The sequence below is a fragment of the Longilinea arvoryzae genome, assembly GCF_001050235.1.
GTDB classification, from domain to species: Bacteria; Chloroflexota; Anaerolineae; order Anaerolineales; family Anaerolineaceae; genus Longilinea; species Longilinea arvoryzae.
This window is the reverse complement of the sequence record NZ_DF967972.1, coordinates 1,088,729-1,108,127: the sequence shown is the minus strand read 5'-3', so window position 1 is coordinate 1,108,127 and position 19,399 is coordinate 1,088,729. Positions and strand designations below refer to the sequence as shown.

The following is a 19,399-nucleotide window of genomic DNA, read 5'->3' as shown; positions in this document are numbered from 1 at the left end:
AGATTTCTCGGAAAAGGTGAAACTATGACAATTGGTGGAACGCCTGTACCGAAACGAGAGTTGATCTCATTGCTTATTCGAACTATCGACGCGGACCAGATTCGAACTTTATTGAAGATCCAGGCAGATACCAATTTACAAAAGCGGCTGGATGACTTTCCTAAAGGGCAGATACTTGAGGCTCTGCAAACGACCCAGGAGGGCAGGGACGTTCTAGAACAAACAAAAGCAAATTACCCATTTACATCTAGCCCTACCTTATATCTAATCTCTGTTAGCGCATGGCCGACTCGTGAGATTCTATTTGAGAGAACCGCGCAGCTGTCAAGACATATGAGAGGGGAAGCGATCAGGTTTGGTAATGAACGTTCGGTAAGATCAATCTACATAATAACCCCGGCTAGGGATCAACAGGCTCAGGAACTATTTCAAGAGATCCCCCTTGTATACGAAAAAAAGGTCGAATATATCGAGTCCGATCCAGAAGGAGAGGATTATGGCGAGGTCAAAGTTGTTTATAGCCTAGAAAAAGCAATTGTTTGGTACAGTGAACGCTTCAAGCATGCACTCCTCCTGTGTAGTGATTTTTCAGCAGTCAAACCGATCCTATATTATGGCAGCGCTGTACTTGATATTCGCTGGCAACTCCCTTTCCTCTCAGAAGAAATGATGCATCGATTGGCCGAAGGTGCAAATCCACGAACAGCATCTTTTTCTAGACTTGAAGAAAACCCTGACGATGTGCTTGATGTCCAAACATTAACGATTTCAGATCAGGGCCTAGGCCAGAAACGATCATACCTAAGGTTGACTGAGGATGATTTCCGCCAACAAACAGCAGGTTTTTATTCAAGTCACCCCGATGTAGTATTAGGCGGATTGGGAATTTCACGTCAATATGGCCGAATATGGACGCCTTCTCGTCTTAGGAAAGACTCTTTGTTGGCCTTATCTATAAACCTTATTCAAAAAACCGAACAAGAGCTTGCGCGAGAGGCGGATCATGATATCGTTGGGTTATTAAATTACTATAGAAATTCCGAAATGAAATTAGCCAGGAAAAAAGTCAAACCGGAACAGCGAAAATATCTTGAAGGCCTCATCAATGAAATTATTTCTGCGCGAAGAACACTAAATTTTGAAGCGGTTCTTAATCCGATACTTATTTCAAACCTTGTAAACCACTGTAAAGACCTGGATCTTGTTTGTGGATTAGAGGTCCATTGTGCAAACTGTGGAGACTATTTATTAAGGTGTCATGAGTGTAATTTCCCTTTGGCTCCAGTGGAAAATTCTCAACACCTCACTTTCCACTGCATAAATCACCCCCAGATATTAATTCAAGACGGGCCATTCGTTTGTGAATGCGGAGCAGAATTAGATATCACTCCTTCTACCGATTTACGAATTTTCCCAGGCGCTGAACATCTGAAAACATTGCATGATTTTATGTCCATTCTTGAAGGCCAAAACTTTGATGGTAGCTTTCTAATAATGGGCAATTTACTTCGATTGCTTCCAGCACGACGAGTACCGGGTAACCGACTTTCATTAAACAATTTACGAGCGTGGCGGGTGCGGGCACATATTCATCAAAGGAATTTAACCGACCGAAAAAAAGCTAAGTATACGAAAGCCTTGAATAAAATAAAAGAGAAATGCGCACGTAATGGCGGACATCCTACAATAGAAATCTGTACCGAATGTATGCATGAAGAAATTACAGTGCAGAGAATCCTCACAGGTCGTGAGATTTGTCTACCGCGATTGTTTGGTTATGCGATTGATGAAAATTTTGATGGCATACACCATGGTCGAGAAATCGCCGACATACGTTACGCAGACATTATTGAGGAGAATGACGAACAGCTAAATCTAGGTATCCACTTAAAAAGCCGAGATACTCAGAAGCAAAATGGTCTGGGAAGAAGCGTATCAGCAATAAAAGGGCTATATACTCAATATTGCTACTCAGCTTATTTATCGGGCGCGCGAGATGCAAACCTGAATGCAATAGGCATATCTATTCCGAATGTGATAGGTGAAGATGTGAAGGAGAATTTTGACTTTCTGTCAACCCATCTAGGATTTCCTTTGATCATACTTGATGAAGATGATTGGGTAAAAATTCTGGATATCGCAATCGAAAAAACGCAAGTTGCCTAGTAATCAACCACAAGAAAAACAAATTTATTCAGAACACTGCCCAAATGTTGCATCCAATGTATGATATATGAAGCGAAGAACGTTTGGTTATGAAAGTCGTGAGGCCTGTAGAAAAAAAGTTGGTGAATTACATAGAATCTAATTTGGGCGGCTATTTATGACAAATGCTGATTACCGTGGCGCACGAGCTGCAAACGCAGGGGATGATTATCACGAGCTTTGGGCACTTCGCCAATCGTTATCCCTACTAGACGCAGAGTCCGGATTGTACGCAATTGCAGTGGAAGGTCTTAAAATTGCGGATGAAAGTGGAAAATTACCTGACACATGGGATGGGGTCGATTGCACTTTTTACTATGGTGATAGTAAAACGGAAACCCCCACCCGAATCGTGATCGCTCAATTCAAATATTCCTCAGCAAATCCCAACCAAAGCTGGAGTATTTCCCGTCTAACTCGATCAACCAAAAAAAGAGGGGATAACTCTATCATAAGAAAACTGGCAAATGCATTTATCGGTCTAAAAGAAAAGTATCCCCATCTAGCTGGTTCGGATAATTTAATTGTGCAGCTTATTAGCAATCAGCCTATGGACGAAGAGATTAATCCTGCCACAAGCGAATCAATTGCTTCACGACCCGATCAAAATAAACGTCGAAAATCCTCTTCTGAACTTGGTCATGCGAGGTTACAAAAAGCTTCAGGATTAAATGGGACTGATTTTCTGCTTTTCATGAAAGCCCTTGACTTTTCATTGTGTGGAAGTGGTTCTCGGTTCTCTCTTGAGGAAAACGTTTTTTCTACAATCTCAAATTGGAAAGATGAGGATTCTCGCACAACTGTTGAGCATTTACTGCGATCTATCCGGCGGAAAATGATGCCTGAGGCCAAAGGCGAGGTGATTACACGTCAAGTCATTCTATCCTGGATGGATATTTCGGATCAGGATGTCTTGTTTCCATGCTCATCTGAGATAAAAAATATTTTTCCTCTGGTTAATCGTAAGGCATCGGAAATAATTGCCACCGAAATCATATCCGGAAAACATTACATATGTATTCATGGAGAGGGTGGTTGTGGAAAATCGACCCTTATACAAGAGATTACGGAGCGTTTGCCCTCACAGTCTATTCTAATTACATTCGATTGTTATGGTGGCGGAAGATATCTTGATGCAGATGCGTTTCGCCATCGTCCACAAGATGCTTTCCTTCAGCTAATTAATGATCTTGCTGTATCTCTCCGTATTCCATTATTACTAAGCAGATCGCCGTCCATCGATTATCCAAGAGTGTTTAAGAAGCGATTGGAGAGGGCATCTGAGATAGTAGCTTCCTATGACGAAGGCGCTCGTCTCGTTATTGTTATTGACGCAGCCGATAATTCTATAATTGCTGCTCAATCACAACCAACTCCTGAAAAGAGTTTTATTTACGATTTTGTCACTTTAGGCGATCTTCCGGTGAACGTTTGCTTTATCGTAACTACAAGGTCGGGACGATTGGATTCCCTACGTCTCCCTGATAATTTTATGACCTATAAACTCGACGGATTTGATAGTGATGAAACAGCTGCGCATATTAGATTGTTTTGGATAGATGCTTCAGATGCCTGGATTGATGATTTTCACTACCTTTCCGGTGGGAATCCACGGGTGCAAAGATATGCAATCGATTATTCGACATCTGACCAACAAAAGGCATTATCAGTACTTCGTCCGAAAGGAAAAAATTTAGAAGGATTATTCAAAGAACAGTTAATTACTGCCCATCGAAAATCAGGGCAAGATCTCAAAATATTCTGTTCAGGAATAATTGCCCTTCCACGGCCAATACCGATCAAACACCTCTCTCCAATATTAGGATTGAATGAATACCAGGTTCGCGATATTTGTGCTGATCTTGCTCCCGGGATAATTGTTGATAAGGATGTTATTAGATTTGCCGATGAGGATTTTGAGAGCTTTTTACGATCAGAAGCAGGCCAAGACATTAGGTTGATATATGGGCGGATTGCAGATCATTTCTCTAACCTTTACAGGGAAGATTCATATGCAGCTAGTCATATCGCGTCTTCCTTACTTGCTGCGAACCAAAGGCAGTCAATATTGGATCTGATTGACCAAGAACAAGAACCGACTGTTATAAGTGATCCAATTTTACGTCGTGAGGTTCAATCGCAACGTCTGAGAATTGCGATGAAAGTGTGTAGAGAAACAAATAATAATGCCGATGCGATTCTTACACTCCTCTATGGCGCGGAAGCGTTAAAAACTGATGCAGTTATCCAAAAAATGCTTATAGAAAATCCAGATCTTGCAGCAAACTTTGCAAGAGATAGATCAAGCCGGTTAATTCTAGGGAACGCAGATGAGTATGAAAATCACGGCCGACTTCTCTTCCAATTACTTGCACATGATGCAAGAAATAATGATGGAATATCTGTTCGTGAAGGACTTCGGCAATTACGAGCATGGATGCAGCGCAGATCAGATCATTATGATGAGCAAGAAAAAACATATCCAAATATTAACCCCCAAGGTTGGCCAATTGAATACCAAGATATTGCCGCTGAAATTGAAGCTGTGCTCCGTATCGAAGGCCCAAAACAAGCTATAAGACAATTGTTTAATTGGAGCCCAAGATCGATTGCTCTACGTGTGGCAATATCTCTGAGTTTTCAGTTAATAACATCTGGCGAAGCTGATTTGGTTGAGCGGTGCTTGAATGAAACGAATATTCACGCACCTTGGGACCTTTTCTTGCTCATTCCACTTGCATTATCAGGTAAGGATATTGATTTAGAACGAGTTAAAAATGACCTGGAAATATTCCTTTTTCGAGGATTAATTAAGGTTGATAAGCTAAAAAATACATGGGATGATGGCAATGTCACTGTTGATTACTTAGAACTAATTCTTACAGCTTGTGAAGTGTTTCTCGCACATGGTGGTGAAGGTTCAAAAATAATCCCAGTACTCGAAAAATTTAACGATAATGAACTGCGGAGACACGATCAACTCTTTACTTCTAGGGCGGCAATTATCGATCTTACTTTGCGAGCTTTTACAATACTAGAGCGTCTGAATAACCGAACACCGACCATCGCCACATATTTAATTGATCCTCAAGAACAACCTAATGTTCTGTCCCAAAAAGAAGTTATTCAAAAAAAGAAACCGAATATTGAAAACAAACAAAAACTAGAGAAATTTATTGGGCCGCAATTAGGCATTTACGATGTTCGAGCCCAGGCTATCATAGGAATAATCCCTTCTGAAGGTTTAGCTGTTGCTCTTAAGGAAGCAATTACCAAATTTCACCAGAGCGATTATCAATTTTCCAGAGATTTTCATGCTCTTCCAATGAAGTCCCGGATAGGGATATCAATTTCTCGACTTTTAGCATTACCAAAGGCAAATGGAGGTGAACTTCTAGAAAACATCCTCGCTTTGTTGGGCTCAAATCCTTCGTCATCTGGGAAGGAATTTATAAAGATATTTCAGAATCTCGCAGTAGACCGATCTCTTCATTCACGTCTCCTTACCGAGGTTGTATCCCAATATCAGAGAGTAAAAGACCAAAGAAGTTCTGCAGAAGATAAAATTGAGGCATTTTCGAATTTCGCTCGATTCCTTTTGCCCATCAGTCAAGATGATGCAGAGGTGATTTTTAAGGACGCCTTCCGGGTTGCCGGTGAAGTAAACATTGATGTTATTCATGAGATTTCTATTTTTAAACCGTTTAGTCATCGGGCTATCGATAAAATGGCAGCGGAAGGTAGACGCCATGTAGCAAAGGATTTTGCGGTAATTGTGTGTGATGCTGGTGTTCGATTGGATGGGTATGATCATTTTCCTTGGAAAGATGCTGCACAAGCCATTGCCACTCTCGATTTTCCATTTTCGTTAGCAATTACAGCAAGATGGGATGATGAAAATATCGCACACAAAGAATCATTACTTCCCGCCATTTTAGAAGCAGCACTTTCATTAAATACAGTCTCGCCTACTCAGGTTTCCTCCTTATCGCCTTTACTCGATGAAATTGATGAAGAATTAATTTGTCAAGTTATAGATAAGCAAGGTAATGGAAAGGATAAACAAAATAATAATGTCTTTACAGAAAATATTGCTAGGGATGAGTTATTGTGGTTTGGTAGAGGAACTCGATCTAAATTTGTAGATAAGTTAATTTCAGTACCGGAACAAGGTGGAAATAATTTTTGGAAAGCACAATTAATCAAAGCAACTGAGTTTCATCAAAAGGAGAAGCCAAAATTGCATGATTTAGATAATGGCCTCGAAAGTCTGGAGGGTAATGGAAAGAAAGATCCATTAGCAGATGTGGATTTTTCAGATCATCGATTCACTTCAGAAGAAGAGCTTAGTTACGTTATTGCTAAAATATACGAAGAAGCTCGAATTCAAGGAATATACGTCCCTACCAATAAAATTTTGGAGCGAATCCATACTGTGGTTCAATTGAAAGATCGAAAAGCATATCTTGATGTATTAAGCAAACTTGATTTTCGATATTTATCGGGATACGAATTGGGTCATGAGATTTCTAGATGCGTGGAAAACTGGTCAGGGTCTCCCGCTGTTTCTTCCTGGTGCAACAATCGTTTGCTTCAAATCGTGATCGAACGTCTTCCTTACTTCTGTAGCTGGCCTGATTACGACAAATCTTTCCTCTCAGAAATGCTTAGCAAAACCGACCTTCCAGACTCGCAAATTTGCACCGGATTACTTGATGCTTTAGAAAGACATGTTGATGTTCTTAAAGCTCCAACAATTTATGCACTTGTCGGAATTATCGGGCAGTATTGTTCACCACAAGAAGCCGCACAAGTCATCTCACGCTATGCCAGCAGACTAATTAAGCGAATACCTATGTCAGATCAGGAAAATTGGAATATCGGAGATATTCCAATTAATCATGCGAGTGCATTTGCTCGGTTTCTGTATGCGCTTTTAGGAGACTTTGATGCCAGAATCAGGTGGCGTGCGGCACATGCGATCCGCCGCATGGCTCAGTCTGGAAATCTCGAAATAATTGATGAACTTGTCCATCTATTTAACCGAACAGATGAAGCAAGTTTCCGAGACCCCAATGCTCCATTTTATTGGCTTGCAGCTCAGCTATGGCTCGTAATTACATTCGAGCGAATAGCCAGCGAAACGCCCTCGGCGATCTCAAAACATGGTTTGTGGTTATTGGAGATCGCCACGAATGATGATTTCCCCCATGTCCTCTTACGCTCATTCGCTAAATCTGCCGTTCTTAAATTAATCAAGAGTGGGTACATTGAAATAGATCTTTCTCAAAGGAATGCTCTAGATCGAGCAAATACCAGCCCAATTCCCAGAAGAAAAGGGCGAGATTCTTACAAAGTTGGGTTCGATAAATATTCGAGACAGGAAAAGAAAGACCGAAAATTCCGCTTTGATTCGATGGATACTCTTCCTTATTGGTATACATCGGCTATAAGGATATTTGCAAATGTGGATGGAGAAGAGTTTCTTGATATAGCAGAGTCGTGGATAGTCGATCACTGGAATGTAAAATCTAATCCTTGGCGTTGGGATGATGAACCTCGAAAACGTCATCGTGGTGACGAATCATCTTATTATATGACGCATGATCATGGATCTCGTCCTATTATAGAAAGGTACCATACTTACTTGGAATGGCATGCAATGTGGTGCGCAATTGGTGAGCTTATGAAGTTTAGAGCTCTTACAAAAGAAAGTAAAGATGATTCCTACTGTTATGAACTTTTGGTTAATGAAGAAGGTCTTGCTATGCCTGAGCTGTGGCTTGCTGATATACTAGCTCCAAAACCACTAGAAACCCAACTATGGAGGGAACCTCAGAAAAGTCTTGATAGATGGTTAGATGCAGTTGATGATAAAGAATTTCTTACTGAGTTAGGCTTGAACGATGATGTCGGTTTTATTGTAGTAAATGGTTATCACGAAACTAAATCATATAACTTTCAATCAACTGTACATGTAAATTCAGCCTTAGTTTCTCCTAAAACCGCCGCAGCGCTTGTTCGTTCTCTGCAGACGATAGAGAGCTCATGGGATTATAGGATTCCTCCGGCTGGAGACGAGCTTGAAATAAAAACGGATCCATATACATTAATTGGATGGCTTACTAGTCAAGAACAAGGACTTGGGATAGAGGAAACAGATCCCTTACGGTACGAAATTCGAAGAATTGAAAGTGAACCGTCAGAAAGAACGAGAAAAGAATTAAACATCTCGATGGTATATGATAAACAGGTAAACTGGGTTCAAAATGGAAATGGGAAAAGAATATTCATTTATGAACCCTGGGGAGACGACCTCAGTGGCGAACGAGCATATAGTCGAAGGTATGATCAAAACATTCGATCAAATGGTTGGCGCCTTTCGATCGATAGAGAGGCACTAAAGGCATTTCTTGCTAAATCAGGTTTTGATCTAATTATAGAAATAGAAATAACTCGGAGTAATAAAGGCGATGACTACTCAAGATATGACGAAGAAAAAACGAAAGAATCTCAATTCGATAGAGTCCTCCTCTTCCGAGCAGATGGAACAATCGAAGCCGCCGAAGGAAGTATTGGAACTTGGACGTTACCTGGTTCGTGAACTAGGTTTTGAGGATGGTGTTGATACCCTTGGCCGATGGATGTCCCACCATTTGGCTGAGCTTATCGATAAAGCAGAACATGGCAAAACAGAGGATGAGCGTAACCAAGGCCAGAAGGAAGCAACAGAAACAATTTTAAGAATATGGGAACACCGGGCATCATTACCTGGTAAAGCATACCCTCTTAAGTCTTATGAAAACATCCTGTTAGTTCTAGATCGATTACGACCTGACAATGACCCTTTTGCCTATTATCATGGGGATGAAAAGGATAGGCTTGCTTCTAATTTGTTTATCGATATGTCTCGCTTAATACCAATTTTATTGCTAATGAAAATCAGCCAAATTGATAAACCTATTCAAATAGATCCTGTTGCGCTCGATGCCTTAGATGAAACTGAGCAAAATATAATGATGACAATTTTAAAATGGATGGAATTGTTCGAGCCAACATCGGAAAGAACTAAAATAACCAAGAAAGGGAATGAAAAAGAAACAGGCAACGATAATTATAAATTTGATCGATTAGCTCTTAAAATAATTAATGACCTAAATATTACACTGGAAAAGTTGCGGAAAGAGCTAGGGGAAAAACGACAGGCAAATCATAAATCACAGGCTCAGGAATAACCCTGAGCCTGTGTTCTTAAATTCCCAATCCCATCTGACCCTCCGGCATCACCTCCTTTCTCCTCAATTTCCGAACAATCACCGTTTTCTGCGATACCCACTCGTCCCACGTCAACACCTTCGGGCCAGGCAGGATCGCCGCACTTGGCATAGTCAGGCTGCCCAGCGGGTTGTGACTCACCTGCAGGTCATCGGCGAACAAGGTTTGCAGGTCTGAGAGCTTTGCTCCATCCAGTACATCGCGCGCAAGCTGCGTCAAAAAGTCGCCCTCCTCTTCCGGTACGATAGCGCCGCCAACCTCATCTCCGTAGACGAGCTGCGCGGCTTTCATCTTTCTGCCCATCAGGGTCAGACCCTTTGCCTCCATCGCCGAGTTGTAGACTGTGAAGATCGCCTTGACCGGCTGAGTCTGGCCTAACCGCCATACTCTCCGAACGCTTTGCCATAAGGTGTAGAGACTCCATTCAATTTCAAAGAACACAACGGATGAGAATTGGATCAGGTCCAGCCCGGTGGCCACCAGTCGCGGATTACAGATCAGAACGTCGATCCCGTTCACACGCCTGGCGATCCAGTCTTCCCGCTTGCGCGGATCCACGTTACCGCCAAGGATCGAGACTCGCAACCCATTCGCCTGGAGCGGCAGTTGCACGCGGTCTTGTATGTCCCTGGTCCCAGTTTGACGGACGTACACCAGAACCTTGCGACCCTGCTGCTTCTCAGTCTTGCAGAAGTCGGCCAGCCAGTTTTCTTTTGGCAGCCACTTGTGGCCGTTCGGATTGATTGCCGGCAGCTCCATCAGCGGCACTTTGCGCACACTCTTGCCGTCCTCGTCCTCCACCTCATCCACCAGCACAACCTCATCCCGGAACGCGGAGTTCGGCCGCGCCAGGCTCCATTGCAACCAGGTGGACAGGTAGCGACTAGATTGCAGCGCTAACTGCTTGAGGCCACTGTCCATGTTGCGGTACTGCTGCCCTTGATCGTCCAACATATCCAGGGCCACCACCTCCTCCTTGTATACCGGCAGTGCCAGGTTCAGGTCTTTCAGGCTGAGAAAGATCGTCGTGTCTAGCAGCCGGCTAACGATGGCCGGACTCACACCTGGTTGTTCCTTCGCCTGGTTGCGATAACGCCGGTTTCCTGTGTAGACACCGTCTTCATCCGCGTCATCGTTGCGCCTGCGCCGGCGGGTGGATTCCAGCACTCCATACAACCGCGCCCACCGTTTTTCATCATGGAAGGCGAAGTCGCGCCGGACGCCACGGTTCAAGCGATGCAGTAACCAGAAAATACTGGTACTCTTACCGCCGAAGAACGTACCGGTGAGGGTGAGCGTTTGTTTGGCAGCGGTCACCAACTGGTGGAATGCTACTCCGCGATCACTTGACTTGGATTTGAATTCATGGCAGTTGTGGACTAGCACTCCGTTTGCGAAGTAGTTGTTATTCCCTTCAACCTCGAGATTGTAGACATAACCGTCTGGACACACTTGTTCAAATCCTGATCGATTTCCTCGTTCCAAAATCTCAACACAGTCCACCCTAATTGATTCAAGACCGCTGTTTTGCGCTGGTCGAGAAATTTCCACTTCTTCAGCTTGTGGGTTTTTCCATCCACCTCGATTGCCAACCTCACCTCTGGAATTGCCAGATCCACTTTGTATGAGGGCGGAAGTGATGGGAGCAAGCCTTGTGCTTTTTTGGTTGCGATGACATACTCCATCAGCGCTTCTGGCAACCCGAGCGCCTGGCGCAATCTCTCCTGCTGTTTGGTAACGGTTCCGTTTCCACCTCGTGCAAGAAAGGTCTTGCCAAGCAATTTCTCTCTCATTTTCTCCTTTATGCCCGGTAAATGCATGGGATTGTTCATCCTCATCCGTTCTGATATTTGTGGTTGCCTGGTTCCTTTCGTAGGATTCCCTTTCAGATGCATTTTCGCAACGATTGGTTCCCATACTTCTGGATCTTTGAAACGATAGACCGCGTTGCATTTTCTCGAACAGAACTTGCGGTTTGCAGAGGTGCGCCCGGTCGGTGGCACGAAGAATTCTTGTCCACATTGCAGGCATGTGCACTTCACCATAGGTTTGCGGTGAGCATCCGCCATTCGCTTTTTGACTTCCGGTGACCAGCTCAATGATCCGCAAGATTTGGAGCAGAAGCGTGCTGTGTTTTCTCCTCTGTTGTATGTCATGAATGTCTTTCCGCAGTACTCGCACTGTCTTTCCACTGACTTTTTGTGCTTCGACATAATTCTCCTCATCGGTGTAGATAGGATGATTCGCTGTGCAGACAATGCCAGCAAAGCTAATCAGCCTTTGTGGCGCAGGATTCTTCATTGTTCGGACAACCCTTTTGAATTCAATCTTTTCTGAAGTGTGGTTGAATGACAAAACGATGTCCCCCTCACAAATGTCCTGAATAGCCTTTGGCCCCATATTGGTTTCAACCATTGTGTCTTTCACAAGGCATTCATCGGCGACAAGAATTTTAAAAGTGCCCTTCTCGTGTTTCGCCACGTACTCAGCGATGCTGTAGCGGCGCGCGCCGTTGAAGGTAAAGAGTGGAGTATTGCAGGGGCGTAACCCCCACACCGTTTCACCGTTCGCGTCCAGCTTGCGCCGGCCGTCTGTATCCAGTTCCCAACCGGGGACGCGCTGGCGGCAGAACCGCCGTTTCTCAGCCAGGATACTGGCGTCCGTCACCGGAACTACCAGGCCGTCTTGACTGTCCATCACCACCTGCCCACAGACCGGGCAGGCACAGGCATCTACAAGTTTTCCGGTCAACGGGTCTCTGGTCTTCTTATAAATCACCGCCGGTCGCCACCCAGCACCGTACTTTGCCGAGGTATGCGCCACAACGGCCACCCACTTTGGTTTTGCTCCACCTGTTCTTTTGGCTGTCTCACAAGCCAGTTGATACTGGTACAGAAAATCGAGTACATCATTGGCATCTGCCATCTCGTCGCTGTTTCGCCCAATCCGGCGCAGCTCACGCGCATGCGCGCCAGGGATCACTTCCTCGATCTCGCGGATCCACTTGGGCACCAAGTGCGGCGGGCAAAGGATGAGTGCCGGATAGGCATCCAGCAGTTCGATGACTGCCGCGCCAACCGTCGATTTGCCAACGCCCATCTCCCCTTGCATGTTGCCAACCCCATGACGGTGGATCGAACGCGCCATTGCGGCAGCTGCGTGCCGTTGCGCCGGGAGAAGCCCGGCACGGTCCTGGCCTGGCAGCCGCTTGCGCTGTGTGCCAAGGGAATCTAGCACAGCGATTTCCTTCTCCGTTGGGTTCAGGTTATAAAGCGGGCGGTAGGTCTCCAGCACGTGCGCGGCGATCTGCTCGCCGTACGCCTTCATGAAGTTCGACAACCCGCCCACGTCCTTGATCACCTCGATACCATCTTGCCGCAGGACCGCCACCGTCGTGACGAAGCGATCTTTGTAGGTCTCCACGACTGTATCCGCTTCTTTGGCGTCGGGTTGCTCGGTCTTCTCCACAACCTTCACCACGCGCCCTTTGATCAGCATCGGCTTGCCGGCGTCATCGGTCAGCCGCACCGTGCCCATCATGCCGGAAGCCATCAGCATGGCGATATGCCCTTTCTTCAATGGCATTACCGGCTGCGACAACTGCACGGCGCTGCGATTCGGATGGATCAGATCCAGCCATTCGCTCGTTTGTTGAACGCCGGCCGCGACGGTTGCTTCCACCACCTCTTCCGGCTCCCAATCGGTGCGCTTGAAAACCACCGGCTTTCCATTCGCGCCGCGCACCGGCGCAGGCAGCAGCCGGTAGACCGCCTCATCAGCGGCTCGGATTGGTTCCAGGTCCATTGTTGCATGTGCTTGCAGAGCATGGACAGCATCCTCATCTGGCGCCCGGAAGACCTTGCGCTTGTACGCCAGCACCACCACCTGCTTGAACTTTTCGTACAGCCCATCTGGGAAACGCACAATGGTGATCGCCTCGTACTGGCTAGCCAGCAGCCGCGCCACTTCCACCATACCGAGGATCTTCTGCGGGATGATGTAGGTGAGCAGACCGCCGCGCATCAACTTTGCCGAGGTGGTTTTGAGGAAGTCCCACTCCAGGCGCTTCTGGTTTTCAAAACGATCAAATTCGTAAGGCGGGTTCAGATACAGCCACGAAACGCTTTCGTCGCTGAGCACGCAGGCCTGCCAGGGCGCCTGATAGACCTTGTCCAGCACGCGCTGCGCTTTTTCCGCCCGATCCGGAGAGAGTTCTACTCCCCAAGTCTCGCAGTTGAGCGCCGTTCCCAAAGCAGCCGCGGCTCTTCCTTCTCCCGCGCAGGGATCAAATAACCGCCCTTTTTCCGTGGGCGGCTCGACAAAAGTGCGGATGATCTCGACAACCGGCTCATCCGTGGGGTAATACCCCATCCGTTCAATTGCTGGTGGACGCATTTGGATCTCCTTCCGAGAAAACAAAATCCCCGAAAGGAGATACGCCTCACCCCACGAGGGGTTGATTTGCATCCCCCTCCGGGGTGAAAGATCGATGATTTTCCAGTTTAGGTCAGGCGGTCAGCGCAATGGCCTTCTCAGCCAGCAGGTTCGATAACAGTTCCTGCCAATCTGCCTGGAGATCGATCTTCGCGCCGAGGATACAGTCCCCGCCGACATTCATCTTTTGGATATATTTGCGATTGCTGGCTTGCTTCCACAGCACAGCCGACCACGAATCGAGTATCGGTATCTCCAACGCTTCCTTGAGACGCTCGATGAACAGGCGGATCAAATCCGCGTTTGGGTCCAATGCGTCACGAAAAACGAGAAGATACGCAATCAGATCCTCTGGCTCCCACTTGCCCGGTGTCGCCAGGCGTGATAAAAAAGCGGCGTGGTGGCTGGTGTATTCCGGCATTGCCTGCCAGGCCTGTTCATACTTTTCATTCGGGATCAGGGTGTGATCGCCAACACCATCCTGGACCATTTGCAACGGTTTGCCGGTCATCAGGGTGATCCGCAGCGACTCCAGGCTGGTTTTATAACTCACTAGCCCGATGTACGCGAGCGCGTGATCGTCGTCAAAGGCATAGCCGGTGACGTGGCCCAATGCCTGCCCATTGCGCAGACGAGGCACCGCGCCCGAAAACAACCGGTCCGCCGGCTCCGTGTAGTTTCCTTCCTTTGGGATGATTTTCCAGACCACAATCCCCGCATTCACTCGCGCCAGTTCCTCGTTGATCTCGCGCAGGATTTCATACATTCCTTTCCAGGTTTGCACGCCTGAAAATGTGACAGCTGTATCGCCTGCGCGGATGCAGACCTGGCGTTCTTGGACGATCAGTTCTGCTTCGGCCAGCGACAAGGGCTGGTAGCGTGTGATCACCTCCGGTTGTTTGACGCCTGGTTTTGCAGTGTAGAGATAGGCTCCAAGCTCCGAGTCAAAATTCAAGAAACCGGCGCTGCCAACGGCATAATCGTGTGGATACGCCGCGCGTGCCAGCGCCTGCCCAAGATCCTCTCGCGCCGGAAGTCCGCTGCCATCTTTGTAGGCAGCAATGACAACCTTGCCCTCCTTCTGCCGGGCGATGATCCGGCTGATCTTATCGCGCAAATACTTATCCTCGTAAACGTTCATCTGCTCCTCCTGAAGTTGAAATGGCTCACGTTGACGAACTCCTGAAAACACAGCTCACGTTCTCGCAGTTCCGCTCACTGTCGTGATTAGAACAGCAAATAAAGGCTGGTCAATCATGATTGATTAGCTTCTATCTGCCGCTCTCAATGATGTTACGAATTTGTAGACTTTCCAGGAAAACAGAAGTGAAATTATCGTAAATGCCGCACAAAAATCTACCGGCGATATAATTTACTTAATATGAATAGGAGAAAACCTATGAACTGGGACTTCTTGACTGCAATACTACAAACGATTCAAACCCTAGCCGTCCTCATTGCACTATTCTATGCGTGGAGGCAAATACAAGAAGCAAGGCGGGAAACACATTTAGGTGCTATGTGGGAGATTTATAGAGAAATTTCATCTGATGAGTTGAATGGTGCAAGAAAGGTAATAATCAAGAATCGAGAGAAATTATTATCACTGTGTAATCCCGGAGATATAAAAAAGTTACCAGAAGATGTCAGATATGCCGCCTCCAAAACTGGTAATCATATGAATCGTATAGGATACGTTGTCAGAAAGGGTTTAATTCCCGAAGATTTATTATTAGACGGTTACAAATATGTCATTGGAAGAAGCTGGATAATATTAGAACCATATATTTCTTGTATTAGAGAGGTAAGGGGAGAAGAAAGCTTTATGGGTGATTTTGAATATATCGCTAAAAAAGTATTCCAAAAATACTTAAGTAGAGACGAAATCAAAACTGCGGATTATTAAAGTTTTTTGTGATCCAAAACTATTATTACATAATTGGGGGAGATTTCATTCTCCCCCAATTTTTTACTTCCCATCAATATGCATTGGCTGGGCTTCCCCCGAAAAAGTGGACACGGAAAAAGGGAGAATCCGGTAAACTAAACGGGAAGGAAGCGAGGAAATGAGAGACAAACGATATCGGACATACACGCCGGAGTTCAAACGAGAAGCGCTGGAACTACTGAAGAACAGCGGAAAAAGTGCGGGGCAGCTGGAACGGGAACTGGGGATCACGCCGGGAATGCTGTTGAAGTGGCGGGCCAAATACCAGATGGTGACGAGCGAGAAAGAACCGCCACGGCTAGAGCCAAGTGACTTGGAAGCGGCGAAACGGGAAATCCAACGCTTGCAGCGCGAGCTAAAGGAGATGGCCGAAGAGCGCGAGATCCTAAAAAAAGTGGTGAGTATTTTCTCAAAGAAAGACGCATGAAGTACATGTTCATGGCAGCGCACGAGGGAGAATACGCGGTGAAGCGGATGTGCAAGGTGCTGAGGGTGCAGCGGAGCGGGTACTATGCCTGGCGGAAGCGCAAGCCGAGTACGCGAGAGCAGGCCAACCAGGTGCTGCTGGGGCTGATCGCGGCGGAGCATGCCAAGAGCCGCAAGACCTACGGCAGTCCGCGACTGCACGCGGTGTTGAAAAGGCAAGGGATACGCTGCGGGCATAACCGGGTGGCGCGGCTGATGCGTTTGCACGGGATTGTGGCACGCAGGAAGCGGCGAAACGGGAAATCCAACGCTTGCAGCGCGAGCTAAAGGAGATGGCCGAAGAGCGCGAGATCCTAAAAAAAGTGGTGAGTATTTTCTCAAAGAAAGACGCATGAAGTACATGTTCATGGCAGCGCACGAGGGAGAATACGCGGTGAAGCGGATGTGCAAGGTGCTGAGGGTGCAGCGGAGCGGGTACTATGCCTGGCGGAAGCGCAAGAGCGTGCTGACGGCGATTGCTGCCAGAGCGGAGACTGTCACCACAGCACCCACGCCAACTGAGCCGACCCCTGACCAGACCCTCACCCCTAGCCTCTCTCCTGGGCTTCCCCCGAAAAAGTGGACACGGAAAAAGGGAGAATCCGGTAAACTAAACGGGAAGGAAGCGAGGAAATGAGAGACAAACGATATCGGACATACACGCCGGAGTTCAAACGAGAAGCGCTGGAACTACTGAAGAACAGCGGAAAAAGTGCGGGGCAGCTGGAACGGGAACTGGGGATCACGCCGGGAATGCTGTTGAAGTGGCGGGCCAAATACCAGATGGTGACGAGCGAGAAAGAACCGCCACGGCTAGAGCCAAGTGACTTGGAAGCGGCGAAACGGGAAATCCAACGCTTGCAGCGCGAGCTAAAGGAGATGGCCGAAGAGCGCGAGATCCTAAAAAAAGTGGTGAGTATTTTCTCAAAGAAAGACGCATGAAGTACATGTTCATGGCAGCGCACGAGGGAGAATACGCGGTGAAGCGGATGTGCAAGGTGCTGAGGGTGCAGCGGAGCGGGTACTATGCCTGGCGGAAGCGCAAGCCGAGTACGCGAGAGCAGGCCAACCAGGTGCTGCTGGGGCTGATCGCGGCGGAGCATGCCAAGAGCCGCAAGACCTACGGCAGTCCGCGACTGCACGCGGTGTTGAAAAGGCAAGGGATACGCTGCGGGCATAACCGGGTGGCGCGGCTGATGCGTTTGCACGGGATTGTGGCACGCAGGAAGCGGCGCTATTACCCGCGCACCACTCAACGCCAGGCCGGAGTGATCCCTGCGCCGAACCGGCTCAACCAGAATTTCTCTGCCTCCGCGCCCAACCGGAAATGGGTTAGTGATTTCACCTACATCGAAACCGCCGAGGGATGGTTGTATCTGGCAGTGGTACTGGATCTGTTTTCGCGCCGAGTGATTGGCTGGGCAATGAGCGCCAAGATGGATACGCAATTGGTGGTGTCTGCCTTGGAGATGGCGTTGCTGGGCCGCCGTCCACCGGCTGGCCTGCTGCATCATTCCGACCAGGGTAGCCAGTACACCAGCGCCGCTTACCTCAATTGCCTCAACACCGCCCTGGCGGAACTCAGCATGAGCGGGGCAGGCAACTGCTACGACAACGCCGTGATGGAGAGCTTCTTCAGCACCCTCAAAACCGAATGCGTCACCGGCGTTTTCTTGACCCATGCCCAGGCTCGCACAATCATCTTTGAATACATGGAGGTTTGGTACAATCGCCAACGACTACACTCGACTTTGGGCTATCGCAGCCCGGTTGATTTCGAACTAGGTCTCACCCTTTAATTGTGTCCATTAAATCGGGGTAAGCCCACCTCTTTTTCAATTGATAGAGGTGTGGTTGTACCCATTGACGTATTAATTGCTAATGTTGCTGCCACCTCATCAATGCTAGATCCTTCACAGGGCGTGATGCAATAATGCACAATTACATGCTTTTCATCATCGATCGCGTCAGCAGTTGAAAAAACCTGGTTTACTTGATGTTCTGTTATTCTAGGCATTTGTCATCCTTATAGCACTATGGTTCATTGTCAGAAGAATTATAAGTACGATAAGAACAACTCCCAATAGATTAATTGTTAAAGGAGCCTTAAAACCCCAAATTTGATAAAGGGCTCCTCCTATCAGTGGAGCAGGAAAGCCACATAGATCTCGAAAAGCGCTAAGTTTTCCGAATGTTTCAGCTCTTTCTTCTGCTGAAACATGGTTTGAAACATAAGTATCAATAGCAGGCTGCCAAGCAGCACCTGTAAAAGCCGTAAAAATCATAGAGAGGACAAATGCATAAATTGAGCTCTGTGTCATCCATATAATTATTAAGGGTATTCCCACTAATTGAGCAAACAACATAACCAATTGGGGTCCAAACAAATCAATAAGTCTACCTAAAGGAACTTGAATTATTACCCAACTTAGAGACATAACACTTGCCATAATACCAATTTGAGTGGGTTGAAAGCCAAATTCTTTGGAAATGAAGCCATATAATAATCCCCAACCAACACCCCATGAAAAAGCATCAAGACCAGTCATTATCAGCAGCAATCTTTTATTATTGAAATCGACGAACAGGTTATTAATGAAATGTTTTATTCCCTGCCATTCTATCTTAGAAGCCTTTGAAGGATGCTCCTCCTTATATCTTATAATTATCAAGATAGAAACACCTTCAATGATTGATAACAACAAAAACAGAAATGCATAACCATAATGATCAATTAGCCATCCGCCAGCAGTAGGTGCCACAGACCCTGATAACATAGTTGAAACCATAATGATACTAAAGGCTGACCCTAATTTAGTTGATGGAACAGAATCCGCAGTGGCCGAACGTCTGGCTGGACGTGATAAAGATGTTATGCCTAAAATTACCGAGGAAATTATGAGAAAAATTAACGAATATAAAACACTAGCAAAAATGAGGCTTACAAAAGCTAGAATAGTAATAATGCTCCCCAAAATAATAACAAACCGTCTTCCTCTCCTATCCGATAGCCATCCACCTTGGGCTTCCCCCGAAAAAGTGGACACGGAAAAAGGGAGAATCCGGTAAACT

General features: G+C 46.6%; 13 protein-coding genes and 1 pseudogene. 8 read left to right on the top strand and 6 right to left on the bottom strand.

The window, feature by feature from the left end; translation table 11 throughout:
- Nucleotides 1-24: 24 nt before the first annotated feature.
- The 3 genes from LARV_RS04965 to LARV_RS04950 all read left to right on the top strand — a co-directional run bounded on the left by LARV_RS04965 (nucleotide 25) and on the right by LARV_RS04950 (nucleotide 9,440).
- Nucleotides 25-2,166 carry a hypothetical protein gene (locus LARV_RS04965; protein ID WP_075072590.1) on the top strand — a complete coding sequence of 714 codons (2,142 nt, stop codon included), beginning with the start codon at nucleotides 25-27 and terminating at the stop codon, nucleotides 2,164-2,166.
- A 157-nt stretch (nucleotides 2,167-2,323) separates the two neighbouring features.
- Nucleotides 2,324-8,809: a P-loop NTPase family protein gene (locus tag LARV_RS20100; RefSeq protein ID WP_152031703.1), complete on the top strand. Its 6,486-nt coding sequence runs from the start codon at nucleotides 2,324-2,326 to the stop codon at nucleotides 8,807-8,809.
- Nucleotides 8,781-9,440: a hypothetical protein gene (locus LARV_RS04950; RefSeq protein ID WP_152031702.1), complete on the top strand. Its 660-nt coding sequence runs from the start codon at nucleotides 8,781-8,783 to the stop codon at nucleotides 9,438-9,440. Before LARV_RS20100 ends, LARV_RS04950 begins: the two co-directional genes overlap by 29 nt.
- A 16-nt stretch (nucleotides 9,441-9,456) precedes the next feature.
- On the opposite strand, the gene LARV_RS20915 is transcribed toward LARV_RS04950, so the two are convergent.
- From LARV_RS20915 to LARV_RS04925, 4 genes and pseudogenes are all read right to left on the bottom strand, one after another.
- On the bottom strand, nucleotides 9,457-10,932 hold the full coding sequence (locus tag LARV_RS20915; protein WP_075072586.1) for a helicase-related protein: 1,476 nt from the start codon (nucleotides 10,930-10,932) through the stop codon (nucleotides 9,457-9,459).
- Entirely contained in the window at nucleotides 10,860-11,165 is a 306-nt protein-coding gene (locus tag LARV_RS20910) for an endonuclease domain-containing protein (RefSeq protein ID WP_407936366.1), read from the bottom strand. The genes LARV_RS20915 and LARV_RS20910 overlap by 73 nt, the downstream gene beginning before the upstream one ends.
- Before the next feature lie 2,140 nt (nucleotides 11,166-13,305).
- Nucleotides 13,306-13,851: pseudogene (locus LARV_RS20905) on the bottom strand (DUF6094 domain-containing protein); the annotation flags it as partial.
- Nucleotides 13,852-13,987: 136 nt separating this feature from the next.
- Nucleotides 13,988-15,055 (bottom strand): hypothetical protein, encoded by a 1,068-nt coding sequence (locus LARV_RS04925; RefSeq protein WP_075072582.1) that lies wholly within the window; start codon nucleotides 15,053-15,055, stop codon nucleotides 13,988-13,990.
- 258 nt (nucleotides 15,056-15,313) lie between these two features.
- Between LARV_RS04925 and LARV_RS04920 the strand changes: the two genes are divergently transcribed.
- The 5 genes from LARV_RS04920 to LARV_RS04895 all read left to right on the top strand — a co-directional run bounded on the left by LARV_RS04920 (nucleotide 15,314) and on the right by LARV_RS04895 (nucleotide 18,126).
- Nucleotides 15,314-15,820, top strand: a complete 507-nt coding sequence (locus tag LARV_RS04920) for a DUF4760 domain-containing protein (protein ID WP_075072581.1) — start codon at nucleotides 15,314-15,316, stop codon at nucleotides 15,818-15,820.
- A gap of 160 nt (nucleotides 15,821-15,980) precedes the next feature.
- Nucleotides 15,981-16,289 carry a transposase gene (locus LARV_RS04915; protein ID WP_075072109.1) on the top strand — a complete coding sequence of 103 codons (309 nt, stop codon included), beginning with the start codon at nucleotides 15,981-15,983 and terminating at the stop codon, nucleotides 16,287-16,289.
- A 65-nt stretch (nucleotides 16,290-16,354) separates the two neighbouring features.
- On the top strand, nucleotides 16,355-16,615 hold the full coding sequence (locus tag LARV_RS04910) for an IS3 family transposase (protein WP_172797780.1): 261 nt from the start codon (nucleotides 16,355-16,357) through the stop codon (nucleotides 16,613-16,615).
- A 345-nt stretch (nucleotides 16,616-16,960) separates the two neighbouring features.
- Nucleotides 16,961-17,269 carry a transposase gene (locus LARV_RS04900; protein ID WP_075072109.1) on the top strand — a complete coding sequence of 103 codons (309 nt, stop codon included), beginning with the start codon at nucleotides 16,961-16,963 and terminating at the stop codon, nucleotides 17,267-17,269.
- Nucleotides 17,266-18,126, top strand: a complete 861-nt coding sequence (locus LARV_RS04895) for an IS3 family transposase (protein ID WP_075072108.1) — start codon at nucleotides 17,266-17,268, stop codon at nucleotides 18,124-18,126. The genes LARV_RS04900 and LARV_RS04895 overlap by 4 nt, the downstream gene beginning before the upstream one ends.
- Here LARV_RS04895 and LARV_RS04890 read toward each other — a convergent pair.
- Together LARV_RS04890 and LARV_RS04885 are read right to left on the bottom strand one after the other, a co-directional pair.
- On the bottom strand, nucleotides 18,123-18,344 hold the full coding sequence (locus LARV_RS04890) for a hypothetical protein (RefSeq protein WP_075072578.1): 222 nt from the start codon (nucleotides 18,342-18,344) through the stop codon (nucleotides 18,123-18,125). The two genes, LARV_RS04895 and LARV_RS04890, sit on opposite strands and share 4 nt — an antisense overlap.
- The gene (locus tag LARV_RS04885; protein ID WP_152031700.1) at nucleotides 18,337-19,374 is read right to left on the bottom strand and encodes an MFS transporter; all 1,038 of its coding nucleotides are present in this window, start codon (nucleotides 19,372-19,374) and stop codon (nucleotides 18,337-18,339) included. The genes LARV_RS04890 and LARV_RS04885 overlap by 8 nt, the downstream gene beginning before the upstream one ends.
- Nucleotides 19,375-19,399 lie beyond the last annotated feature (25 nt).